20 protein-coding genes are annotated in these 19,938 nt (G+C 59.9%); all 20 read left to right on the top strand.

Annotated features, from left to right (window positions below):
- Positions 1-16: 16 nt before the first annotated feature.
- The 20 genes from AC07W4_RS14330 to AC07W4_RS14235 all read left to right on the top strand — a co-directional run bounded on the left by AC07W4_RS14330 (position 17) and on the right by AC07W4_RS14235 (position 19,932).
- On the top strand, positions 17-1,309 hold the full coding sequence (locus AC07W4_RS14330) for a motility associated factor glycosyltransferase family protein (RefSeq protein ID WP_495032860.1): 1,293 nt from the start codon (positions 17-19) through the stop codon (positions 1,307-1,309).
- Entirely contained in the window at positions 1,306-1,575 is a 270-nt protein-coding gene (locus AC07W4_RS14325; protein ID WP_495032859.1) for a hypothetical protein, read from the top strand. Before AC07W4_RS14330 ends, AC07W4_RS14325 begins: the two co-directional genes overlap by 4 nt.
- A gap of 255 nt (positions 1,576-1,830) precedes the next feature.
- Positions 1,831-2,676: a flagellin domain-containing protein gene (locus tag AC07W4_RS14320; RefSeq protein ID WP_495032858.1), complete on the top strand. Its 846-nt coding sequence runs from the start codon at positions 1,831-1,833 to the stop codon at positions 2,674-2,676.
- A 71-nt stretch (positions 2,677-2,747) separates the two neighbouring features.
- A complete protein-coding gene (locus tag AC07W4_RS14315) occupies positions 2,748-3,113 on the top strand; it encodes a flagellar protein FlaG (RefSeq protein ID WP_495032857.1) in 366 nt (121 codons plus the stop codon).
- Positions 3,114-3,195: 82 nt separating this feature from the next.
- Positions 3,196-4,638, top strand: a complete 1,443-nt coding sequence (fliD, locus tag AC07W4_RS14310; RefSeq protein WP_495032856.1) for a flagellar filament capping protein FliD — start codon at positions 3,196-3,198, stop codon at positions 4,636-4,638.
- A gap of 130 nt (positions 4,639-4,768) precedes the next feature.
- Positions 4,769-5,164 (top strand): flagellar export chaperone FliS, encoded by a 396-nt coding sequence (fliS, locus tag AC07W4_RS14305; RefSeq protein WP_008052862.1) that lies wholly within the window; start codon positions 4,769-4,771, stop codon positions 5,162-5,164.
- Between the two features lie 10 nt (positions 5,165-5,174).
- Positions 5,175-5,471: a flagellar protein FliT gene (fliT, locus tag AC07W4_RS14300; protein WP_008052864.1), complete on the top strand. Its 297-nt coding sequence runs from the start codon at positions 5,175-5,177 to the stop codon at positions 5,469-5,471.
- A gap of 172 nt (positions 5,472-5,643) precedes the next feature.
- Positions 5,644-7,119, top strand: coding sequence for a sigma-54 dependent transcriptional regulator (locus AC07W4_RS14295; RefSeq protein WP_008052865.1), 1,476 nt, complete (start codon positions 5,644-5,646; stop codon positions 7,117-7,119).
- 128 nt (positions 7,120-7,247) lie between these two features.
- Positions 7,248-8,453: a sensor histidine kinase gene (locus AC07W4_RS14290; protein ID WP_495032879.1), complete on the top strand. Its 1,206-nt coding sequence runs from the start codon at positions 7,248-7,250 to the stop codon at positions 8,451-8,453.
- A 5-nt stretch (positions 8,454-8,458) separates the two neighbouring features.
- Entirely contained in the window at positions 8,459-9,844 is a 1,386-nt protein-coding gene (locus AC07W4_RS14285) for a sigma-54-dependent transcriptional regulator (RefSeq protein WP_495032855.1), read from the top strand.
- 262 nt (positions 9,845-10,106) lie between these two features.
- Positions 10,107-10,433: a flagellar hook-basal body complex protein FliE gene (gene fliE, locus AC07W4_RS14280; protein WP_008052868.1), complete on the top strand. Its 327-nt coding sequence runs from the start codon at positions 10,107-10,109 to the stop codon at positions 10,431-10,433.
- A 16-nt stretch (positions 10,434-10,449) separates the two neighbouring features.
- Positions 10,450-12,237, top strand: coding sequence for a flagellar basal-body MS-ring/collar protein FliF (gene fliF, locus AC07W4_RS14275; RefSeq protein WP_495032854.1), 1,788 nt, complete (start codon positions 10,450-10,452; stop codon positions 12,235-12,237).
- A complete protein-coding gene (fliG, locus tag AC07W4_RS14270; protein WP_007983391.1) occupies positions 12,230-13,249 on the top strand; it encodes a flagellar motor switch protein FliG in 1,020 nt (339 codons plus the stop codon). Before fliF ends, fliG begins: the two co-directional genes overlap by 8 nt.
- Before the next feature lie 4 nt (positions 13,250-13,253).
- Positions 13,254-14,051 (top strand): flagellar assembly protein FliH, encoded by a 798-nt coding sequence (fliH, locus tag AC07W4_RS14265; protein WP_495032853.1) that lies wholly within the window; start codon positions 13,254-13,256, stop codon positions 14,049-14,051.
- Positions 14,041-15,399: a flagellar protein export ATPase FliI gene (gene fliI / locus AC07W4_RS14260; protein WP_429385789.1), complete on the top strand. Its 1,359-nt coding sequence runs from the start codon at positions 14,041-14,043 to the stop codon at positions 15,397-15,399. The genes fliH and fliI overlap by 11 nt, the downstream gene beginning before the upstream one ends.
- A 6-nt stretch (positions 15,400-15,405) precedes the next feature.
- Complete coding sequence (gene fliJ, locus AC07W4_RS14255) at positions 15,406-15,855, top strand: flagellar export protein FliJ (protein WP_495032852.1); 450 nt, start codon at positions 15,406-15,408, stop codon at positions 15,853-15,855.
- Between the two features lie 207 nt (positions 15,856-16,062).
- Positions 16,063-16,362 (top strand): STAS domain-containing protein, encoded by a 300-nt coding sequence (locus AC07W4_RS14250; protein WP_495032851.1) that lies wholly within the window; start codon positions 16,063-16,065, stop codon positions 16,360-16,362.
- 5 nt (positions 16,363-16,367) lie between these two features.
- The gene (locus AC07W4_RS14245; RefSeq protein ID WP_495032850.1) at positions 16,368-18,074 is read left to right on the top strand and encodes an ATP-binding SpoIIE family protein phosphatase; all 1,707 of its coding nucleotides are present in this window, start codon (positions 16,368-16,370) and stop codon (positions 18,072-18,074) included.
- Between the two features lie 30 nt (positions 18,075-18,104).
- Positions 18,105-18,455, top strand: a complete 351-nt coding sequence (locus tag AC07W4_RS14240) for an Hpt domain-containing protein (RefSeq protein ID WP_495032849.1) — start codon at positions 18,105-18,107, stop codon at positions 18,453-18,455.
- Positions 18,456-18,555: 100 nt separating this feature from the next.
- Positions 18,556-19,932, top strand: a complete 1,377-nt coding sequence (locus AC07W4_RS14235) for a flagellar hook-length control protein FliK (protein WP_495032848.1) — start codon at positions 18,556-18,558, stop codon at positions 19,930-19,932.
- The last annotated feature ends 6 nt before the right edge of the window (positions 19,933-19,938 follow it).

Here is a 19,938-nt window from a genome sequence, read left to right as displayed (position 1 = left end):
ATTTTCACGAGGCGCCATGAGCGAGTTTTTTCAATCGAATGCCGACGTTATCCAGCGTCGCTGGCCTCTGGTGGCTGCCCGTCTGTTGGCGGAAGATCCGTCATCGCTGCAGGCGGATCTGGTGGAAGGGCTGGGTTCGACGTTGAGCATCAACGGCATTCAACTGACCAGCCGCCATGACCGAACGCGCGAGGCGCAAATCCAGGCGGCGAGCCTGGCGCGCAACAGTCTGGTGCTGCACGTCTACGGCACCGGGCTGGGCGATCTGCAACTGGAACTGTTGCAGCGTCCGCAGCTCAAGCAATTGCACGTGCATCTGCTCAACGGTGCGGTGTTTGCGTTGGTTCTGCAGTTGCTCGATCAACAGCCGTGGCTCAAAGATCCGCGCATCGAATTGCATTACGCCGGCGATCTTGCGGAAATCTGCCTGCCGTTTTTCGCGTTGCCCTCGGAGTTGGTATTGGCCGACGACTACAACGCCAGGATCCGTGATCGGCTGATCAGCGAAACCCACCTGAGCTTCAATAATCGCGAGTTCGACCCGCAATCACCGGAAGTCGTCGAGCGCTTGCAAGCCGGCAAGACGCTGCTGCAGGGTGATGGCGATGTGGCTGAGCTGTTCGGTTCGCAGACTGGGCGCGATGTTTTCGTGATTGCCACGGGGCCGAGTCTGGAACTGCACTTCGAGCGCCTGCGAGCCATTCGCGAGCAAGCCGAGCGGCCGTTGTTCATTTGTGTCGATACGGCATATCGCCCGTTGCTGGAACACGGCATTCGTCCAGACTTTGTGGTCACCATCGATCAGCGCATTTCGGCCCGGCATCTGCCGCCGACGGACACTGCTTCAATAGCGCTGGCCTATATGCCCATGGTCGATCCGCAGGTGCTCAAGGACTGGCAAGGAGTGCGCTACGCCGCTTACTCGGCCAGTCCGATCTATCAGGCGATTCGCCATCAATTGCCTCGCGGTGAACTGTATGTCGGTGGCAGTGTGATTCATCCGGCGGTGGATCTGGCGGTGAAAATGGGTGCGGCGCAGATCACTCTGTTCGGTGCCGACTTTGCTTTTCCTGGCGACAAGACCCATGCCGGTTGGGGCGACGGTGATCTGGGGCCGCAACTGGTCGCAGCCAAACACTGGGTGCTCGATGGCCATGGACAGCGAATCAAGACCCAGCTCAACTTTCGCAGTTATCTGTGCGAACTGGAGCGCTACATCGCCAGGCATCCGCAGGTGCGTTTCCATAACACCAGCCGGGCAGGAGCGATGATTGCCGGAACAGTGTTTGATCCGGAGTGGGCGGTATGAGCGTGAGCGATTCGTTTGTTGTCAGGGCGCGCGAGTGCGCCGTCCTGTTTCGCCTGGGGCGGGATGTGGAGGCCGGGGGCGTGATGATCGATCTTGTGACCGATATACAGCCGTCATTCGACAAGGCATCGCAGCAAAGTCAGCAGCAGTGGGTGCAGGTGCTTGCTCAGATGCTGCAATGCCAGGAAACCCAGAATTGGCTGGCGTTGGCCGACTATCTGGAATACGAGCTGGTACAGGTGGTGACTGACAATCTGTCCATTTGAACAATTTTGCTCTGTCGCGGCTGACAGGAGGGCATTGTTCTGAGTGAGTGGCGAATTCCTGACGCCATTTATTCGCTGTTGGGCAGCAGCCAAGACCTTGATTTACGGGGAGGTGGCCAGCTGATGGCAAAAAATTTCGAAATTCTGCTAAAGCAACCTGCGTTGGCGACGATAACTACTACGAAGGTTCTCTAGGCCATACCGGGCGGTTGCCAGGGCCGGAAGCCGTAGTACCCAACCAACGAGGAATTCGTCATGGCTTTAACAGTAAACACCAACACTACTTCCCTGGGTGTTCAGAAGAACCTGAACCGTGCGTCCGACGCACTGTCGACCTCGATGTCCCGTCTGTCCTCCGGCCTGAAAATCAACAGCGCTAAAGACGACGCCGCTGGCCTGCAGATCGCTACCCGCATGACTTCGCAAATCCGTGGTCAGACCATGGCTATCAAAAACGCCAACGACGGTGTTTCGATCGCTCAGACCGCTGAAGGCGCTCTGCAAGAGTCGAGCAACATTCTGCAACGTATGCGTGAAATCTCGCTGCAATCGCGCAACGACTCGAACGGTACTGCTGACCGTACCGCTCTGGACAAAGAATTCCAACAGTCCGTTGCTGAACTGACCCGTATCGCTCAATCGACCAACCTGAACGGTAAGGCTCTGATCGACGGTACTGCTGGTGCGATGGAGTTCCAGGTAGGTTCGAACACAACTTCCGACAACCAGATCACTCTGACCCTGTCGACCAGCTTCGACGCCAGCGCCCTGGGCATGACCGGTATGGTCATCTCTGGTTTGGACAACACCACCAACCACACCAACGTTGACGCTTCGATCTCGGCAATCGATGCTGCCCTGGCAAACATCAACGCCACTCGCGCTGACCTGGGTGCTGCTCAGAACCGTTTCTCGACCACCATCTCCAACCTGCAGAACATCAACGAAAACGCCAGCGCTGCACTGAGCCGCGTACAGGATACCGACTTCGCTGCTGAAACTGCACAGCTGACCAAGCAACAAACTCTGCAACAAGCTTCCACCGCAGTTCTGGCTCAGGCCAACCAACTGCCATCCGCTGTACTGAAACTGCTTCAGTAATAGCCGATGAGTTTTGGCGGGGGAGTGCGCTTGCGTGCTCTCTCGCTTTTTCACTTTGAGAGGTGATGGACATGGATATGAGCGTCAAGCTGAACTTGTCTTATCCTGCGGCACAGCAGGCGACGACTGTTGCCGACAAGCCTGCGCAGAAGCCTCGAGCGGAAACTGCGCAAGTGGTAGCCGTCAAGGAAGAAAGTAAAAGCGCAAAAACCGAACAGGAAAAACTGAAGATGGCCGTTGAGGAAATCGAAAAGTTCGTACAGTCGGTCAAGCGTAACCTGGAGTTTTCGATTGATGAGCCTTCAGGCAAGGTAGTGGTCAAAGTGATTGCCGGCGACTCCGGTGAGGTGATCCGCCAGATCCCCAACGAAGAAGTCCTGAAACTGGCAAACAGTTTGAATGATGCAAGCAGCCTGTTGTTCAGCGCAAAAGCCTGACAGCTGGCACGAATTTTGTTGCTATGTTCTTTTGGGCGTTGTAGTGGTCAAAAGGCCGGCGACACACTGAAGGGAGCTCCACATGGCAAGTCCAATTCTACCGGGTCTGGGTTTAGGCTCCGGCCTCGATACCACCGCCATCGTCAAAGCATTGGTGGATGCAGATAAGGCCGCCAAGCAGAATCAGATCACTCGTCAGACGACTATCAACACTTCGCAGATCTCCGCGATTGGTAGCCTCAAAAGTGTCCTGGCGAACTTTCAGACTGCGATCAAGAATCTGGGCGATACCAAAAACCCGCAATTCCTGGGTTTCACTGCGACGTCCGCCGATCCGAAAGTGCTGACAGCGGTAGCCAGCAATACGGCCGTCAACGGTACGTATTCGATCAAGGTCACCAACCTTGCGACCTCCTCCAAAGTGGCGACTGCCGCTTTTGTCGGCGGTGCAACCAGCTCTATTCCTCAAGGTACGCTGAATATCACGCAAAATGGCGTCAGCCGTCCCGTGACCATTCCGGCGGGCGCAACGTTGCAATCGGTGCGTGATGCGATCAACACCCAGCAGGGCGCCAACGGCTTCAGCGCCAACATCGTGACCGACCAGTACGGTTCGCGTCTGGTGATGGGGTCGACGACGACCGGTGCCGGTTCCGATATCACCCTCAGCGGTATTGCAGGCCTGGAAATCACAGCTGGCCAAAAAATGGACACGCCGCCGACGGCGGCCTCGGCCGGTGCCATCGGCGAGTTCGCGATGGATGCGAACTTCAGCGTGGATGGTCTCGCGCTGACCAGCAAGAGCAACACGGTCGATAAGGCGATCTCCGGCTTGACCCTTAATCTGGTCGCCGGTGGTAACGCAACCTCAACGGTAACAGTTGGTCCGAACAACGATGGCTTGAAAAAATCCATTCAGACGTTCGTAGACGCTTACAACCAGGTCGTGACCAGCGTGAATTCCTTGACCAAGCCAACTCTGGATGCCGACGGCAAGCCGACCGTTGCGGCAGCGTTGACCGGCGATCCTCTGACGCGCGGTATTCTGGCGTCGATTCGTGAGCCGCTGACCACTACGGGGGCGGGTGACAAACTCACGGTTCTGTCGCAGTTGGGTATTACCACCAACCAGAAGACCGGTGCGCTGGATTTCGACAGTACCAAGTTCACCGCCGCGATGGGTACGCAGCAGCTCGGTGGTGAGGTCCAGAAGCTGTTCCTGGGCGACCCGACAGCGACCGGTGCTGCCTCCAAAGGCTTGCTGGATCGTATGAACGATGCCATCACGCCTTATACCGTTACCGGCAAGGACGGCATCCTGGATGCGCGCTCGACCAACCTGGCCAAGGCCAAGACCAATCTGTCCAACCAGCAGTTGGCTCTGGATCGTCGGGTTGCAACGCTGACTGCCGTGTTGACCAAAAAGTACAACGACATGGACACTCTGGTCGGAAAGCTGAAGGCCACTGCCAGCAACATTACTTCGATGTTCGAAGCAATCTCGGCGCAGCAGAAGAACAGCTGATAGCGCTGTAGACGCCAAAAGCCCGGCGACGTTTTTGGCGTTCCGGGCTTTTTGCATTTGCATCTAAAGTTTTTTGACGCGTCGTCGATATGCTGGTTATACGAACCAAAGATTTCAGATGAGGTACAACATGAATCCAATGTTAGCCCTTCGCCAATATCAGAAGATTGGCGCTCAGGCCCAGACTTCCGAAGCCAGCCCTCATCGTCTGGTGCAAATGCTGATGGAGGGAGGCCTGGATCGAATTGCCCAGGCCAAAGGCGCGATCGAACGCAAAGACATCCCGAACAAGGGGGTGTTCATCAGCAAGGCTATCGGCATTATCGGTGGTCTGCGTGAAGGTCTGGATCTGGATAACAAGGCTGAGTCGGTGGGCGAGCTGGACAGTCTCTACGCGTACATGATGAAGCGTCTGGCGCAAGCCAACGTCAATACCGATCCAAAGATCCTCGATGAAGTCGCTGACCTGCTGAGCACGGTCAAGGACGGCTGGGATGCCATCGGCACGCCAGGTCCTCAGTTTTAAGGAGATCACCATGAGTCTTGTATTGCAGCGAATCGAACAAACCCGGGAAGGTCTTGTTGGCGCTCTGGCCGAGCGTAACTGGGAAGCCATCGGGGAGTTGGACCAGGCTTGCCGTTCCTGCATGGAAGACGTCTTGAGTGAACCTTCGGTGGACGAGGCGGCGTTGCGCGATAATCTTGAAGAGTTGCTGGGGGTCTACAAGCAGCTGCTTGAGGCGGCAACGGGAGAGAGGCAGGCGATAGTCGATGAGATGTCGCAGATCACCCAAGCACAAAACGCGGCAAAGGTTTACCATCTGTTTGGTTAATTAATCCCCGGTTAATCCAAACAAGTGCGCCATAAATTTGACTGTGCACGGTTTTTTGACTTAACTAGTGGCTGGTTCCAGATTTCAGTCGTCTTCAGGCATATCAGGCCTGCAAGCGTTTAGCTTGCCCCAGCATTTTGGGCATTGAGTTGACTAGGGAAGTTGCTATTGCATGTGGCGTGAAACCAAAATTCTGCTGATTGATGACGATAGCGTCCGCCGCCGCGACCTGGCGGTGATTTTAAATTTTCTCGGCGAAGAAAATTTACCCTGCGGTAGCCATGACTGGCAGCAGGCTGTCGGCTCTTTGTCGTCAAGTCGTGAAGTGATCTGTGTCCTCATCGGGACGGTCAATGCTCCTGGTGCACTTCTGGGCTTGCTTAAGACACTCTCGACATGGGATGAGTTCCTTCCGGTTTTGTTAATGGGCGATAATTCTTCCATTGACCTGCCGGAAGACCAGCGTCGGCGAGTGCTTTCGACCCTCGAAATGCCGCCCAGCTACAGCAAATTGCTCGATTCGCTGCACCGTGCCCAGGTCTATCGCGAGATGTACGACCAGGCCCGCGAGCGCGGTCGTCATCGCGAACCCAATCTTTTCCGCAGTCTTGTCGGCACCAGTCGGGCGATTCAACACGTCCGCCAGATGATGCAGCAAGTCGCCGACACCGATGCCAGCGTGCTGATTCTCGGTGAGTCCGGCACCGGTAAGGAAGTGGTTGCGCGCAACCTGCACTACCATTCCAAGCGCCGCGAAGCGCCGTTCGTGCCGGTCAACTGCGGGGCGATCCCGGCCGAGTTGCTGGAAAGCGAATTGTTCGGCCATGAGAAGGGCGCCTTCACCGGGGCGATCACCAGCCGTGCCGGTCGATTCGAACTGGCCAACGGCGGCACACTGTTCCTCGATGAAATCGGCGACATGCCGCTGCCGATGCAGGTCAAGCTGCTGCGCGTGTTGCAGGAGCGCACCTTCGAGCGCGTGGGCAGCAACAAGACCCAGAGCGTCGACGTGCGCATCATTGCGGCGACCCACAAGAATCTCGAAAGCATGATCGAGATCGGCACCTTCCGCGAAGACCTGTACTACCGCCTGAATGTGTTCCCGATCGAGATGGCGCCGCTGCGTGAGCGCGTCGAAGACATTCCGCTGCTGATGAACGAGCTGATCTCGCGCATGGAGCACGAGAAGCGTGGTTCGATCCGTTTCAACTCGGCGGCGATCATGTCGCTGTGCCGCCATGGCTGGCCTGGCAACGTCCGCGAGCTGGCCAACCTGGTGGAGCGCATGGCGATCATGCATCCATACGGCGTGATCGGTGTGGTCGAGTTGCCGAAGAAATTCCGCTACGTCGACGATGAAGACGAGCAAATGGTCGACAGCCTGCGCAGCGATCTGGAAGAGCGCGTGGCCATCAACGGCCATACCCAGGACTTCACCGCCAATGCCATGTTGCCGCCGGAAGGCCTGGACCTGAAGGACTACCTGGGTAGTCTGGAACAGGGGCTGATCCAGCAGGCGCTGGATGATGCCAATGGCATTGTGGCCCGCGCGGCCGAGCGCCTGCGCATCCGTCGTACCACGCTGGTGGAAAAGATGCGCAAGTACGGCATGAGCCGTCGTGATGGAGACGAACAGGCGGATGATTGACGCCTGTTTTCCAATTCATTCATTTATAAGCAGTTTTTTTTAGGCACGGGTATTGCTACGTCCCTCGCAACGTTCCGTTTCACTGACGGTCAGCCAAGCGAGAGAGCACCATGCCCCCATCCGCCCAGATATCTCCTGCCTCAGATGCTTTTGGGGATGCTTCGCGGCAACTGTCGTCCGTAGAGCAGGCGAGCCGGCTTGGCCTCGAGCAGGCATTCGCGCTGTTCAATCAGATGTCCAGTCAGTTGACCGATTCCTACAGCATGCTTGAAGCCCGGGTCACCGAGCTCAAGGGTGAACTGGCGGTGGTCAGCGCCCAGCGCATGCAGGAACTGGCGGAAAAAGAACGCCTGGCCAACCGCCTGCAAAACCTCCTCGATCTGTTGCCCGGCGGTGTCATCGTCATCGACGCCCAGGGCATTGTGCGCGAAGCCAATCCGGCGGCGTGCGAGTTGCTGGGGTTGCCGCTGGAAGGTGAATTGTGGCGCCACGTCATTGCCCGCTGTTTTGCGCCGCGCGAAGACGATGGCCATGAAGTCTCCCTCAAGGATGGTCGGCGCCTGTCGATCGCCACGCGCTCACTGGACGCCGAGCCAGGCCAGTTGGTGTTGCTCAACGACCTGACCGAAACCCGCCATCTGCAGGATCAACTGGCCCGTCATGAGCGGCTGTCGTCGTTGGGGCGCATGGTCGCTTCGTTGGCGCATCAGATACGTACGCCGTTGTCCGCCGCGCTGCTGTATGCCAGTCATTTGACCGAGCAAGAGCTGCCGGTCGCTACCCAGCAGCGCTTTGCCGGGCGCCTCAAGGAGCGCCTGCACGAACTGGAACACCAGGTGCGCGACATGCTGGTTTTCGCCCGGGGCGAGTTGCCGCTGACCGACCGCGTGACCCCCGGTCAATTGATGCAATCGTTGCAAGCGGCGGCGCTGACCCACGTTCAGGATCTGCCGATCCGCTGGCAGTGCGACAGTCATTCGGGGGAGTTACTGTGCAATCGCGACACCCTGGTCGGCGCGATCCTCAATCTCATCGAGAACGCCATTCAGGCCAGTGCCGGTCAAATTCGTCTCAAGATTCACCTCTACACCCGCGGCAACAGTCTGCGCCTGTGCGTCAGCGACAGTGGCTGCGGTATCGACGCTGTCGTTCTGGCGCGATTGGGTGAGCCCTTTTTTACCACCAAGACTACCGGTACAGGTCTTGGCCTGACCGTAGTCAAGGCAGTGGCGCGTGCTCATCAGGGAGAATTGCAGTTGCGTTCGCGGCTCGGTCGCGGCACTTGCGCGCAGGTGATCCTGCCGTTGTTCAGCGGTGCTCAAGGAGCGGAGTGACACAGATGGGTATCAAGGTTCTGTTGGTCGAAGACGACCGCGCGTTGCGCGAGGCGCTGGCCGATACGCTGTTGCTCGCGGGGCACGATTACAAGGCGGTGGGTTCGGCAGAGGAGGCGTTGCTTGCCGTTGGCGACGAGGCCTTCAATCTGGTGATCAGCGACGTCAACATGCCGGGCATGGACGGCCACCAGTTGCTCGGCCTGTTGCGAGCACGGCAGCCGCAGTTGCCGGTATTGCTGATGACCGCCCACGGTGCGGTCGAGCGCGCGGTCGATGCGATGCGCCAAGGGGCGGCGGATTACCTGGTCAAGCCATTCGAGCCCAAGGCTTTGCTCGATCTGGTGGGGCGTCATGCCCTGGGCAATCTCGGCCTGACCGAAGGCGAAGGGCCGGTGGCATTCGAGCCGGCGAGCGCGCAGCTACTTGAGTTGGCGGCGCGGGTCGCACGCAGCGATTCCACGGTGTTGATCTCGGGTGAGTCCGGCACGGGCAAGGAAGTGCTGGCGCGATACATCCACCAACACTCCCATCGCGCCAGTCAGCCATTCATTGCGATCAACTGCGCGGCGATCCCGGACAACATGCTCGAAGCGACCTTGTTCGGCCACGAGAAGGGCTCCTTCACCGGCGCCATCGCCGCGCAAGCCGGCAAGTTCGAACAGGCTGACGGCGGCACTATTCTGCTCGACGAAATTTCCGAAATGCCCCTGGGGCTCCAGGCCAAACTGCTGCGCGTGCTGCAAGAGCGCGAGGTCGAAAGGGTTGGGGCGCGCAAACCGATCACATTGGACATTCGTGTGGTCGCCACCACCAACCGCGACCTGGCGGGGGAAGTGGCGGCGGGGCGCTTCCGCGAGGATCTTTACTATCGCCTGTCGGTGTTTCCCCTGGCCTGGCGCCCATTGCGCGAGCGCACCGCCGACATACTGCCGCTGGCCGAGCGACTGCTGGCCAGATACGTCAATAAAATGAAGCATTCGGCTGCCAGATTGTCCCCCGAGGCCCAGGCGTGCCTGATCGGTTATCCGTGGCCGGGTAACGTGCGTGAACTGGACAACGCGATTCAACGTGCGCTGATTCTGCAGCAGGGTGGCTTGATCCAGCCGCAGGATTTCTGCCTGGCCGGGCCGGTGGCCTGCGCTCCATTGCCTGCATTGGCTGCGGCGCCGGCGCGTGCGGTGGAAATCGAGTCCGAGTCGGCCGGTGCGCTGGGTGATGACCTGCGTCGCCGTGAATTCCAGATGATCATCGATACCCTGCGCGGCGAGCGCGGTCGTCGCAAAGAGGCGGCCGAGCGCCTGGGTATCAGCCCGCGAACCCTGCGCTACAAGCTGGCGCAGATGCGCGATGCCGGCATGGATGTGGAAGCGTACTTGTTCTCCACCTGAAAGTTGACGGAATCAACACTGATCTAAATGTGGGAGCGGGCTTGCTCGCGAAAGCTGTAGACCAGTCAGCATCTCTGTTGAATGGAAAACCGTATTCGCGAGCAAGCCCGCTCCCACATTTGTTTTGCGGTGGTTCACGGTTGAGCAAAGCCCGGAATTGGCTTTTGTTTAGAGCAGTCACGGAGCTGGCACCCTTGTTGCTAACACCTCATGACCCGCCGAGTGAGTGTCAAAAAATTGCGGGTCGTCAAAGAGAGAGACCATGAGCCAAGGTATTGAATTCAATCGGTTGATGCTGGATATGCGCGCCATGCAAATGGATGCCATGTCTGCGCCGAAATCGACTGCCGTCCCTGAAATGACGGGCAGCAGCTTTTCCGACATGTTCGGTCAAGCCATCAATAAAGTGAACGACACCCAACAGGCCTCCACGCAGTTGGCCAGTGCGTTCGAAATCGGCAAAAGCGGCGTCGATCTCACGGATGTGATGATTTCCTCGCAGAAGGCCAGCGTGTCGTTCCAGGCGTTGACCCAGGTGCGCAACAAAGTGGTTCAGGCCTACCAAGACATCATGCAGATGCCGGTTTAAAGGACGAGATTGAGTCATGGCAGAAGCAGTCGCCGATAACGTTCCGGCCAAGGCCACTCCAATAGACGGCAAGCCGCCGCTGTTCGGGTTGTCCTTCCTGGAAAACCTCTCCGAGATGACCATGTTGCGTCAGGTGGGCCTGTTGGTCGGCCTGGCGGCGAGCGTGGCGATTGGTTTTGCCGTGGTGTTGTGGTCCCAGCAACCGGACTACCGGCCTCTGTACGGCAGCCTTGCCGGCATGGACGCCAAGCAGGTCATGGATACCCTGGCTTCCGCCGATATCCCGTACACCGTCGAACCCAATTCCGGTGCCTTGCTGGTCAAGGCCGATGACCTGTCCCGTGCGCGGCTCAAGCTCGCGGCCGCTGGTGTCACTCCCAGCGACGGCAACATCGGTTTTGAAATCCTCGACAAGGAACAGGGGTTGGGCACCAGCCAGTTCATGGAGGCGACCCGCTACCGTCGCGGCCTTGAAGGCGAACTGGCCCGCACCATCTCCAGCCTGAACAACGTCAAGGGTGCCCGTGTGCACCTGGCGATCCCGAAAAGTTCGGTGTTCGTGCGCGACGAGCGCAAGCCGAGCGCTTCGGTTCTGGTTGAACTCTATTCCGGTCGCTCCCTGGAGCCCGGCCAGGTCGTGGCCATCATCAACCTGGTGGCGACAAGCGTTCCTGAACTCGGCAAGTCGCAGATCACCGTCGTCGACCAGAAGGGCAACCTGCTCTCGGACCAGGCGGAAAACTCCGAGCTGACCATGGCCGGCAAGCAGTTCGACTACAGCCGTCGCATGGAAAGCATGCTCACCCAGCGCGTGCACAACATCCTGCAGCCGGTGCTGGGCAACGATCGCTACAAGGCCGAAGTCTCGGCCGACGTGGATTTCAGTGCGGTCGAGTCGACTTCCGAGCAATTCAACCCGGATCAACCGGCGTTGCGCAGCGAGCAGTCGGTCAACGAACAACGTACCGCCAGCAATGGCCCGCAAGGCGTGCCGGGTGCCCTGAGCAACCAGCCGCCAGCGCCGGCCTCCGCGCCGCAGACCACCGGCGGCACGCCAGGTGCAGCAGGCATGGTGCAGCCGGGCCAGCCGCTGGTTGATGCCAATGGCCAGCAAATCATGGACCCGGCCACCGGTCAGCCGATGCTCGCTCCGTACCCGGCGGACAAGCGTCAACAATCGACCAAGAACTTCGAACTCGACCGCTCCATCAGCCACACCAAGCAGCAGCAGGGCCGGTTGAATCGCCTGTCGGTGTCGGTGGTGGTCGATGATCAGGTCAAGATCAACCCGGCCAACGGCGAAACCACCCGTGCGCCATGGAGCGCCGATGAATTGGCGCGCTTCACTCGCCTGGTGCAGGACGCGGTCGGCTTCGATGCCAGCCGTGGCGACAGCGTCAGCGTGATCAACATGCCGTTCTCCGCCGAGCGCGGTGAAGTGATTGCCGAAATCCCGTTCTACTCCCAGCCGTGGTTCTGGGACATCGTCAAGCAAGTGCTGGGCGTGCTGTTCATTCTGGTGCTGGTGTTCGGTGTGCTGCGTCCGGTGCTCAACAACATCACCGGTGGTGGCAAGGGCAAGCAGCTGGCCGGCATTGGCAGCGACGTCGAGTTGGGTGGCATGGGCGGTCTGGACGGCGAACTGGCCAACGACCGCGTCAGCCTCGGTGGCCCGACCAGCATCCTGTTGCCGAGCCCGAGCGAAGGCTATGACGCTCAGTTGAACGCAATCAAGAGTCTGGTGGCAGAAGATCCGGGTCGTGTGGCCCAGGTCGTGAAAGAGTGGATTAACGCAGATGAGTGATAACAGAGCCGTTGCCGCCAAACTGTCCAAGGTCGACAAAGCCGCAATCCTGTTGCTGTCCCTGGGCTCCACCGATGCTGCCCAGGTGCTGCGCCACATGGGGCCCAAAGAGGTTCAACGCGTGGGCGTGGCCATGGCCCAGATGGGTAATGTGCACCGCGAGCAGGTCGAGCAGGTGATGAGCGAGTTCGTCGATATCGTCGGCGACCAGACCAGCCTGGGCGTCGGCTCCGACGACTATGTGCGCAAGATGCTCACCCAGGCCCTGGGCGAAGACAAGGCCAATGGCTTGATCGACCGCATCCTGCTCGGTGGCAACACCAGTGGCCTCGACAGCTTGAAGTGGATGGAGCCGCGCGCCGTCGCCGACGTGATCCGTTATGAGCACCCGCAGATCCAGGCGATCGTGGTGGCGTATCTCGACCCGGACCAGGCCGGTGAAGTGCTCGGCAACTTCGACCATAAGGTGCGACTGGACATCATCCTGCGGGTGTCCTCGCTGAACACCGTGCAGCCAGCGGCCTTGAAAGAGCTCAACCAGATTCTCGAGAAGCAGTTCTCCGGAAACTCGAATGCCTCGCGCACCACCCTGGGTGGCATCAAGCGCGCGGCGGACATCATGAACTTCCTCGACAGCTCGATCGAAGGCCAGCTCATGGACTCGATCCGCGAAGTCGACGAAGACTTGTCGGGTCAGATCGAAGACCTCATGTTCGTGTTCAACAACCTGGCCGATGTCGACGACCGCGGGATCCAGGCGCTGCTGCGCGAGGTGTCCTCCGATGTGCTGGTACTGGCCCTCAAGGGGTCGGACGAAGGCGTCAAGGAGAAGATCTTCAAGAACATGTCCAAGCGTGCGGCCGAACTGTTGCGCGACGACCTGGAAGCCAAGGGCCCGGTGCGCGTCAGCGACGTGGAAACCGCGCAGAAGGAAATCCTTACCATCGCCCGTCGTATGGCCGAAGCCGGAGAAATCGTTCTCGGCGGCAAAGGCGGCGAGGAAATGATTTAACACCATGGCCAAGCATGATGATTCGCCCACTGACCTGATCCGGGCCAGGGATGTCAGTGGCTTCGAGTCCTGGGCGCTGCCCAGCTTCGACCCGCCGGAACCCGAGCCTGAACCTGCGCCTGAACCCGAACCGCCGGAAATGGAAGAGGTGCCGCTGGAGGAAGTCCAGCCACTGACTCTCGAAGAACTCGAAAGCATTCGCCAGGAAGCCTATAACGAAGGCTTCGCGGTGGGCGAAAAGGAAGGTTTCCACAGCACCACGCTCAAGGTCCGACAGGAAGCCGAGCAGGCGCTGGCGCCAAAGCTTGCCGGGTTGGAGCAGTTGATGGCGCACTTGTTCGAGCCGATTGCCGAGCAGGACACCCAGATCGAAAAGTCCCTGGTCGACCTCGTCCAGCACATCACCAGGCAGGTGATTCAGCGTGAACTGGCCATCGACTCGACGCAGATCGAACATGTCATGCGCGAAGCGCTCAAGCTGTTGCCGCTAGGCGTGGGTAACGTGCGGCTGTACATCAATCCGCAGGACTTCGCGCAGGTCAAAGCCCTGCGCGAACGCCATGAAGAAACCTGGCGCATCGTCGAGGACGAATCGTTGTTGCCCGGCGGTTGCCGGGTCGAGACAGAACACAGCCGCATCGACGCCACGGTCGAAACCCGTGTTGCGCGAGTGATGGACAAGCTGTTCGATCAGTTGCACGAGCAGGCCTTGCACCCGGCCGCACCGGACCTGGGCCTGGATCTGCCGATCGACAGCAAACCGGCGACCGCGCCAGAACCGGATGCACCTGATGCGCCTTGAACGCACCAGTTTCGCCAAACGCCTGGGCAGTTATGCCGAGGCCACGGGACTGGAGGGCGCACCGATCCTCGAAGGCCGCCTGCTGCGCATGGTCGGCCTGACCCTCGAAGCCGAAGGCCTGCGCGCGGCCATGGGCAGCCGCTGCATGGTCATCAACGACGACAGCTATCACCCGGTGCAGGTTGAAGCCGAAGTGATGGGCTTCTCCGGCAGTAAAGTCTTTCTGATGCCAGTCGGCAGTGTCGCCGGCATCGCACCCGGTGCCCGAGTGGTGCCCTTGGCCGATACCGGTCGCCTGCCCATGGGCATGAGCATGCTCGGACGGGTGCTCGATGGCGCCGGCCGCGCACTGGACGGCAAGGGCGGGATGAAGGCCGAAGACTGGGTGCCGATGGACGGCCCGACCATCAACCCGCTCAAGCGAGAACCGATCAGCGAACCGCTGGACGTGGGCATCCGTTGCATCAACGGCATGTTGACGGTCGGCCGCGGTCAGCGGCTCGGTCTGTTCGCCGGTACCGGTGTCGGTAAATCGGTGCTGCTGGGCATGATGACCCGCTTTACCGAGGCCGACATCATCGTCGTCGGGCTGATCGGTGAGCGGGGTCGTGAGGTCAAGGAATTCATCGAGCACATCCTCGGTGAAGAAGGGCTCAAGCGTTCGGTGGTGGTTGCATCCCCGGCGGACGATGCACCGCTGATGCGTCTGCGTGCGGCCATGTACTGCACGCGCATCGCCGAATATTTCCGCGACAAGGGCAAGAACGTCCTGTTGCTCATGGATTCGCTGACCCGTTTCGCCCAGGCCCAGCGGGAAATCGCCCTGGCCATCGGCGAGCCGCCGGCGACCAAGGGCTATCCGCCGTCGGTATTCGCCAAACTGCCGAAACTGGTGGAGCGCGCTGGCAACGCGGAGAAGGGCGGTGGTTCGATCACCGCGTTCTACACCGTGCTGTCCGAAGGCGATGACCAGCAGGACCCGATTGCCGACTCGGCGCGGGGCGTGCTCGACGGGCATATCGTGTTGTCCCGGCGCCTGGCCGAGGAAGGGCATTACCCGGCCATCGATATCGAGGCGTCCATCAGTCGGGTGATGCCGGCGGTGGTGTCGCCGGAGCACATGGCCCGTGCGCAGTATTTCAAGCAGTTGTGGTCGCGTTATCAGCAGAGCCGCGACCTGATCAGTGTCGGCGCCTATGTCGCTGGCGGAGATCGTGAGACCGATCTGGCGATTTCCCTGCAGCCGCAATTGGTCAAATACCTGCGCCAGGGCCTCAACGACAGCATCAGCCTGGGTGAAAGCGAGGCGTATCTGGCCTCGATCTTCGCGCCCGCGGCAGGCGGTTAAGCGGTCATGGCCCTGAGTCGGGCAGGAAGGCTGGCGCCAGTGGTGGAAATGGCCGAAAAGGCCGAAAAAACCGCGGTCCAGCGCCTGGGGCACTTTCAAGGGCAGGTTCGCCTGGCACAAAGCAAGCTCGCCGACCTCGAAGCCTTCCGTCTCGACTATCAGGAACAATGGATCGTGCGCGGCAGCGCCGGCGTCTCGGGCCAATGGTTGCTGGGGTATCAGGGCTTTCTGGCGCAACTGGGCACGGCCATCGACCAGCAGCGGCAAAGCCTGGCCTGGCATCAGAACAACCTGAACAAGGCCCGGGAAACCTGGCAGCAGGCGTTTGCCCGGGTCGAAGGCTTGCGCAAGCTGGTTCAGCGCTATGCCGACGAGGCGCGGGCGCTCGAAGACCGCCGCGAACAGAAACTGCTGGATGAACTGTCCCAGCGCTTGCCGCGGCAGGATCGGTATTGAATCAGGTGGACCGCGTTATCGTTCATCGCGGGCAAGCCACGCTCCCACAGGATTTGCGCCATTTCAAAATTGGCGAAAAACCTGTGGGAGCGTGGCTTGCCCGCGAAAGCGATCTCGCTGACTCCACATAGTTCCAGCCTTGCCCCAACCCCTACCAACTGCTAAACCTTGTACAAGCAGGTTTATCAATGACAAGGAAGCCATGACATGTCAGTTGTTACAGAAGTCTCACCCGATGGGCAAAAGCTGACGATATCGATCAGAGGACGTTTCGATTTCGCCAAGCATCAGGAATTTCGTCAGTCCTACGAAGATAAACAGCTATCGGCGGTCGTGGTCGACCTGAAAGACGCCACTTACCTCGACAGTTCGGCCTTGGGCATGCTGCTTTTGTTGCGCGATCATGCCGGTGGCGACGATTCCGATGTGCGTGTCGTCAACAGCAGTAGCGATGTGCGCAAAATCCTCGCCATCTCCAATTTCGACAAACTGTTCGACATCAGTTGATCGCCATGCAGCCACTGGAGCCGCTGACGATCCTGATTGCCGAGGACAGCGCCGCCGATCGCCTGCTGTTGTCGAGCATCCTGCGTCGCCAGGGGCATGAGGTGCTGACGGCGGCCAATGGTGTCGAAGCGGTCGAGGTGTTTCGTCTGCAACAACCGCACCTGGTGTTGATGGATGCGATGATGCCGGTCATGGACGGCTTCGAGGCGGCCCGGCAAATCAAGGCCATGGCCGGGGAAACCCTGGTGCCGATCATCTTCCTTACTTCGTTGTCCGAAAGCGAAGCCCTGGCCCGTTGCCTGGAAGTCGGCGGTGACGACTTTCTGGCAAAGCCCTACAACCAGGTGATTCTCGCTGCCAAGATCAAGGCGATGGATCGCTTGCGGCGCTTGCAGGACACCGTGCTGCAACAGCGCGACCAGATCGCCCGGCACCACGACTACCTGCTCAACGAACAGCGCGTGGCCAAGGCCGTTTTCGACAAGGTGGCGCACTCCGGCTGCCTGAATGCCGCGCCGAATATCCGTTATCTGCAATCGCCCTATGCGCTGTTCAACGGCGACCTGTTGCTGGCCGCGTTCACCCCGGCCGGAGACATGCACGTGCTGCTGGGCGACTTCACCGGCCACGGTCTGCCGGCGGCGGTGGGCGCCATGCCCTTGGCCGAGGTTTTCTACGGCATGACCGCCAAGGGCTATGGCCTGGCGGAAACCCTGCGCGAGATGAATGCCAAGCTCAAGCGCATCCTGCCGGTGGACATGTTCTGCTGTGCCACGTTGTTGTGCTTGAGTTTTCAGCGTCGTTTGGTGGAAGTCTGGAACGGCGGCATGCCCGACGGTTACCTGCATCGCGTTGCCAGTGGCGAGCGCATGCCTCTGCCGGCGCGGCACCTGCCTTTGGGGGTGCTGAGCCCGGATTCCTTCGATGAGCGTACCGACGTGTATCCCATGGCCCTCGGGGATCGGGTGTTTCTCCTGTCCGATGGGGTGATCGATACCTGCGACGCCAATGATCAGTTGTTTGGCGTACAGCGATTGCAGCAGGTATTTGCCGCCAATCGACATCCGGATGCGCTGTTCGAAGAGATCGAGCAGGCGTTGCGTCATTTCGGCGGAGAAACCCGTGACGATGTCAGCATGGTCGAAATCAGCCTGCTGGAGTCGACGCAGATCAGCCCGCCGGCGTTGGTCTACTCCGACAGCGGCCAGTCCTGCCCGCTGGACTGGTCGGTTAGTTTCGAGTTTCGCGCAGCCACGCTCAAGCGTTTCAACCCGTTACCCTACCTGCTGCAATTGCTGCTTGAAGTCCATGGCCTTCGGGCTCAGAGCGGTGCGCTCTACAGTGTGCTGGCGGAACTCTATTCCAATGCGCTGGAGCATGGCGTGCTGGGGCTGGACTCGAGTCTCAAGCGCGATGCCTCGGGGTTTGCGCGGTATTATCAGGAGCGCAATACCCGCCTGGATGAGCTGCGCGAAGGCTATGTACGGTTACATTTGCAGGTGACGCCAACGGATGACGGGGGTTGCCTGACCATTCACATCGAAGACAGCGGCAAGGGTTTCGATGTCGAGCGGGTGATGGCAAGGCCTGTGGAAGACATCCGCCTGTCGGGACGAGGGGTCAGTCTGATCCGCCAGTTGGGGCGTAATGCCCGCTGGACCGACGATGGTCGAAGTGCACGCGTGGAGTTTATCTGGGAGGCTCTGGCATAATCCGCGCATTCTTGATCAAGGAGTGAGCAAGTGGACGACACACATGTGGATCGCGACGTGCTGAGTGCATTGCGCGAAGTGATGGAAGAGGGCTATCCGGATCTGCTGGATATCTTTCTTGCGGACTCCGAAGAACGCCTGAAAGTCTTGAGAATAGCTGACAGTGCCGCACTGCTCGTTGAAATCGCCCATAGCTTCAAGGGCAGCAGCAGCAATATGGGCGCCCTCAGGCTGACCGGGCTTTGCCATCGACTGGAACAGCGGGCCAAAGATTTGCCATGGGCCGCCGTTCAGGAACTGGTCGGCGAAATCGACCGGGAATTCGCCGATATCCGTCCTCTGTACGAAGCTGAACGACAGCGTTGCCCGGCGAAAATCTGAGCACGCGCTGTATTTGGTCTCCTTCGAGCGAAACTGGCTCGACCTTTGCAATCAACTCATTCAACTGTACTTACGAGCCCCGTGCAGCGGAGACCGTTTTATGCCCGTTACCCCCGATATTCTTCTTCAGGCCTCCAGGCAGGCCAAGACTCAAGCCGGCTCCGCCAATCCTCCGGCGCTGACCGCTGAGCCCGGGGGCAAGGCCGCAAGCTTCGCTCATGTCTACGCCAGCCAGGCCCAGAGCAAGCCCAATGCGTCGGCGGATGCCCCGGTCAAGTCGGGTCGCGAAAAAACCGGCGATGTTGCCGGAAAAAATGACGCTGGTGACGACAAGGCTGCCGCCGAGGAACCGGTGGTTGCCGATGGCGGCAAATCCTTGCCTGCCGACCATTCGGTGCAGGCTGACGACAAGACCGCCGGCGATGCTGCTTCAGATGCTGTTCCAGCTCAGGTCGTCGACGCCCAGCCGCTCGATCCGGCGCTTGATCCTTCATTGCAGCAAGTCCTTCAGCCAGTCGTGCCGACACCGACACCGGTAGCGCCTGCCGTGGTCGACACCGTACAACCTGCCGTTGAAGTGTCGGTTGCCGCCGGGGCTACTGCTACGGCTAAAGCTGCAATCGTTCCGGCGCCGGCCACTGCCGACGGCGATTTCGATCCCTCGACCGATCCACTCGACGCCCTGCCGGCGGTTCGCCTGGCGATGGAGCAGGGCGGTCACGTATCGGCTTCCAGCCAGGCGCAGCCCAAGGCTGCACCGACACAGGCGCAGGCCCAGGCTGACGGAGAGCTGACGTCGGCGCAAAACTTTGCCACGGGCATGGCAACCATGCTGGATGTTCAGGGCGACAAGAGCGGCACCGGCCAAGGCGACGACAAGGCTTTCAGCGGCTTGATCGATGACGGCCTGAAGGACCTCAAGTCCGCCAGCAGCGACACCCGTGTCGATGATTTCGCCAACCGTCTGGCTGCGCTGACCCAGGCGGCCACACCGAAGACAGCCAATGCCTTGCCGGTGAACCAACCGATTGCCATGCATCAGAGCGGCTGGACCGAAGAGGTGGTGAACCGGGTCATGTACCTGTCCAGCGCCAATCTCAAGGCGGCGGACATCCAGTTGCAGCCCGCTGAACTCGGGCGTCTGGATATTCGGGTGAACATGGTTCCCGATCAACAGACCCAGGTCACGTTCATGAGTGCGCATCCGGGGGTCCGTGAGGCGCTGGATGGGCAGGTCCATCGCTTGCGCGACATGTTCGCGCAGCAGGGCATGGGGCAGGTCGATGTCAATGTTTCGGACCAGTCCCGTGGTTCGCAGCAAGGGCAGGAACAAGCCGGGCAAAGCCACAGCGGCCGGGCCGGTACCAGCGGCGGTCGCCTTGATTCAATGGATGACGACATCATCCCGGGCATCGCTGAGGTGGCGGCCAATACCACCAGCGTGATCGGCTCGAGCGCGGTCGATTACTACGCCTGATCCCGG

The organism is Pseudomonas sp. GW821-FHT02A08, assembly GCF_059422045.1.
Note: the sequence above shows the minus strand (reverse complement) of the source record. Positions and strands in the feature narration are given on the sequence as shown.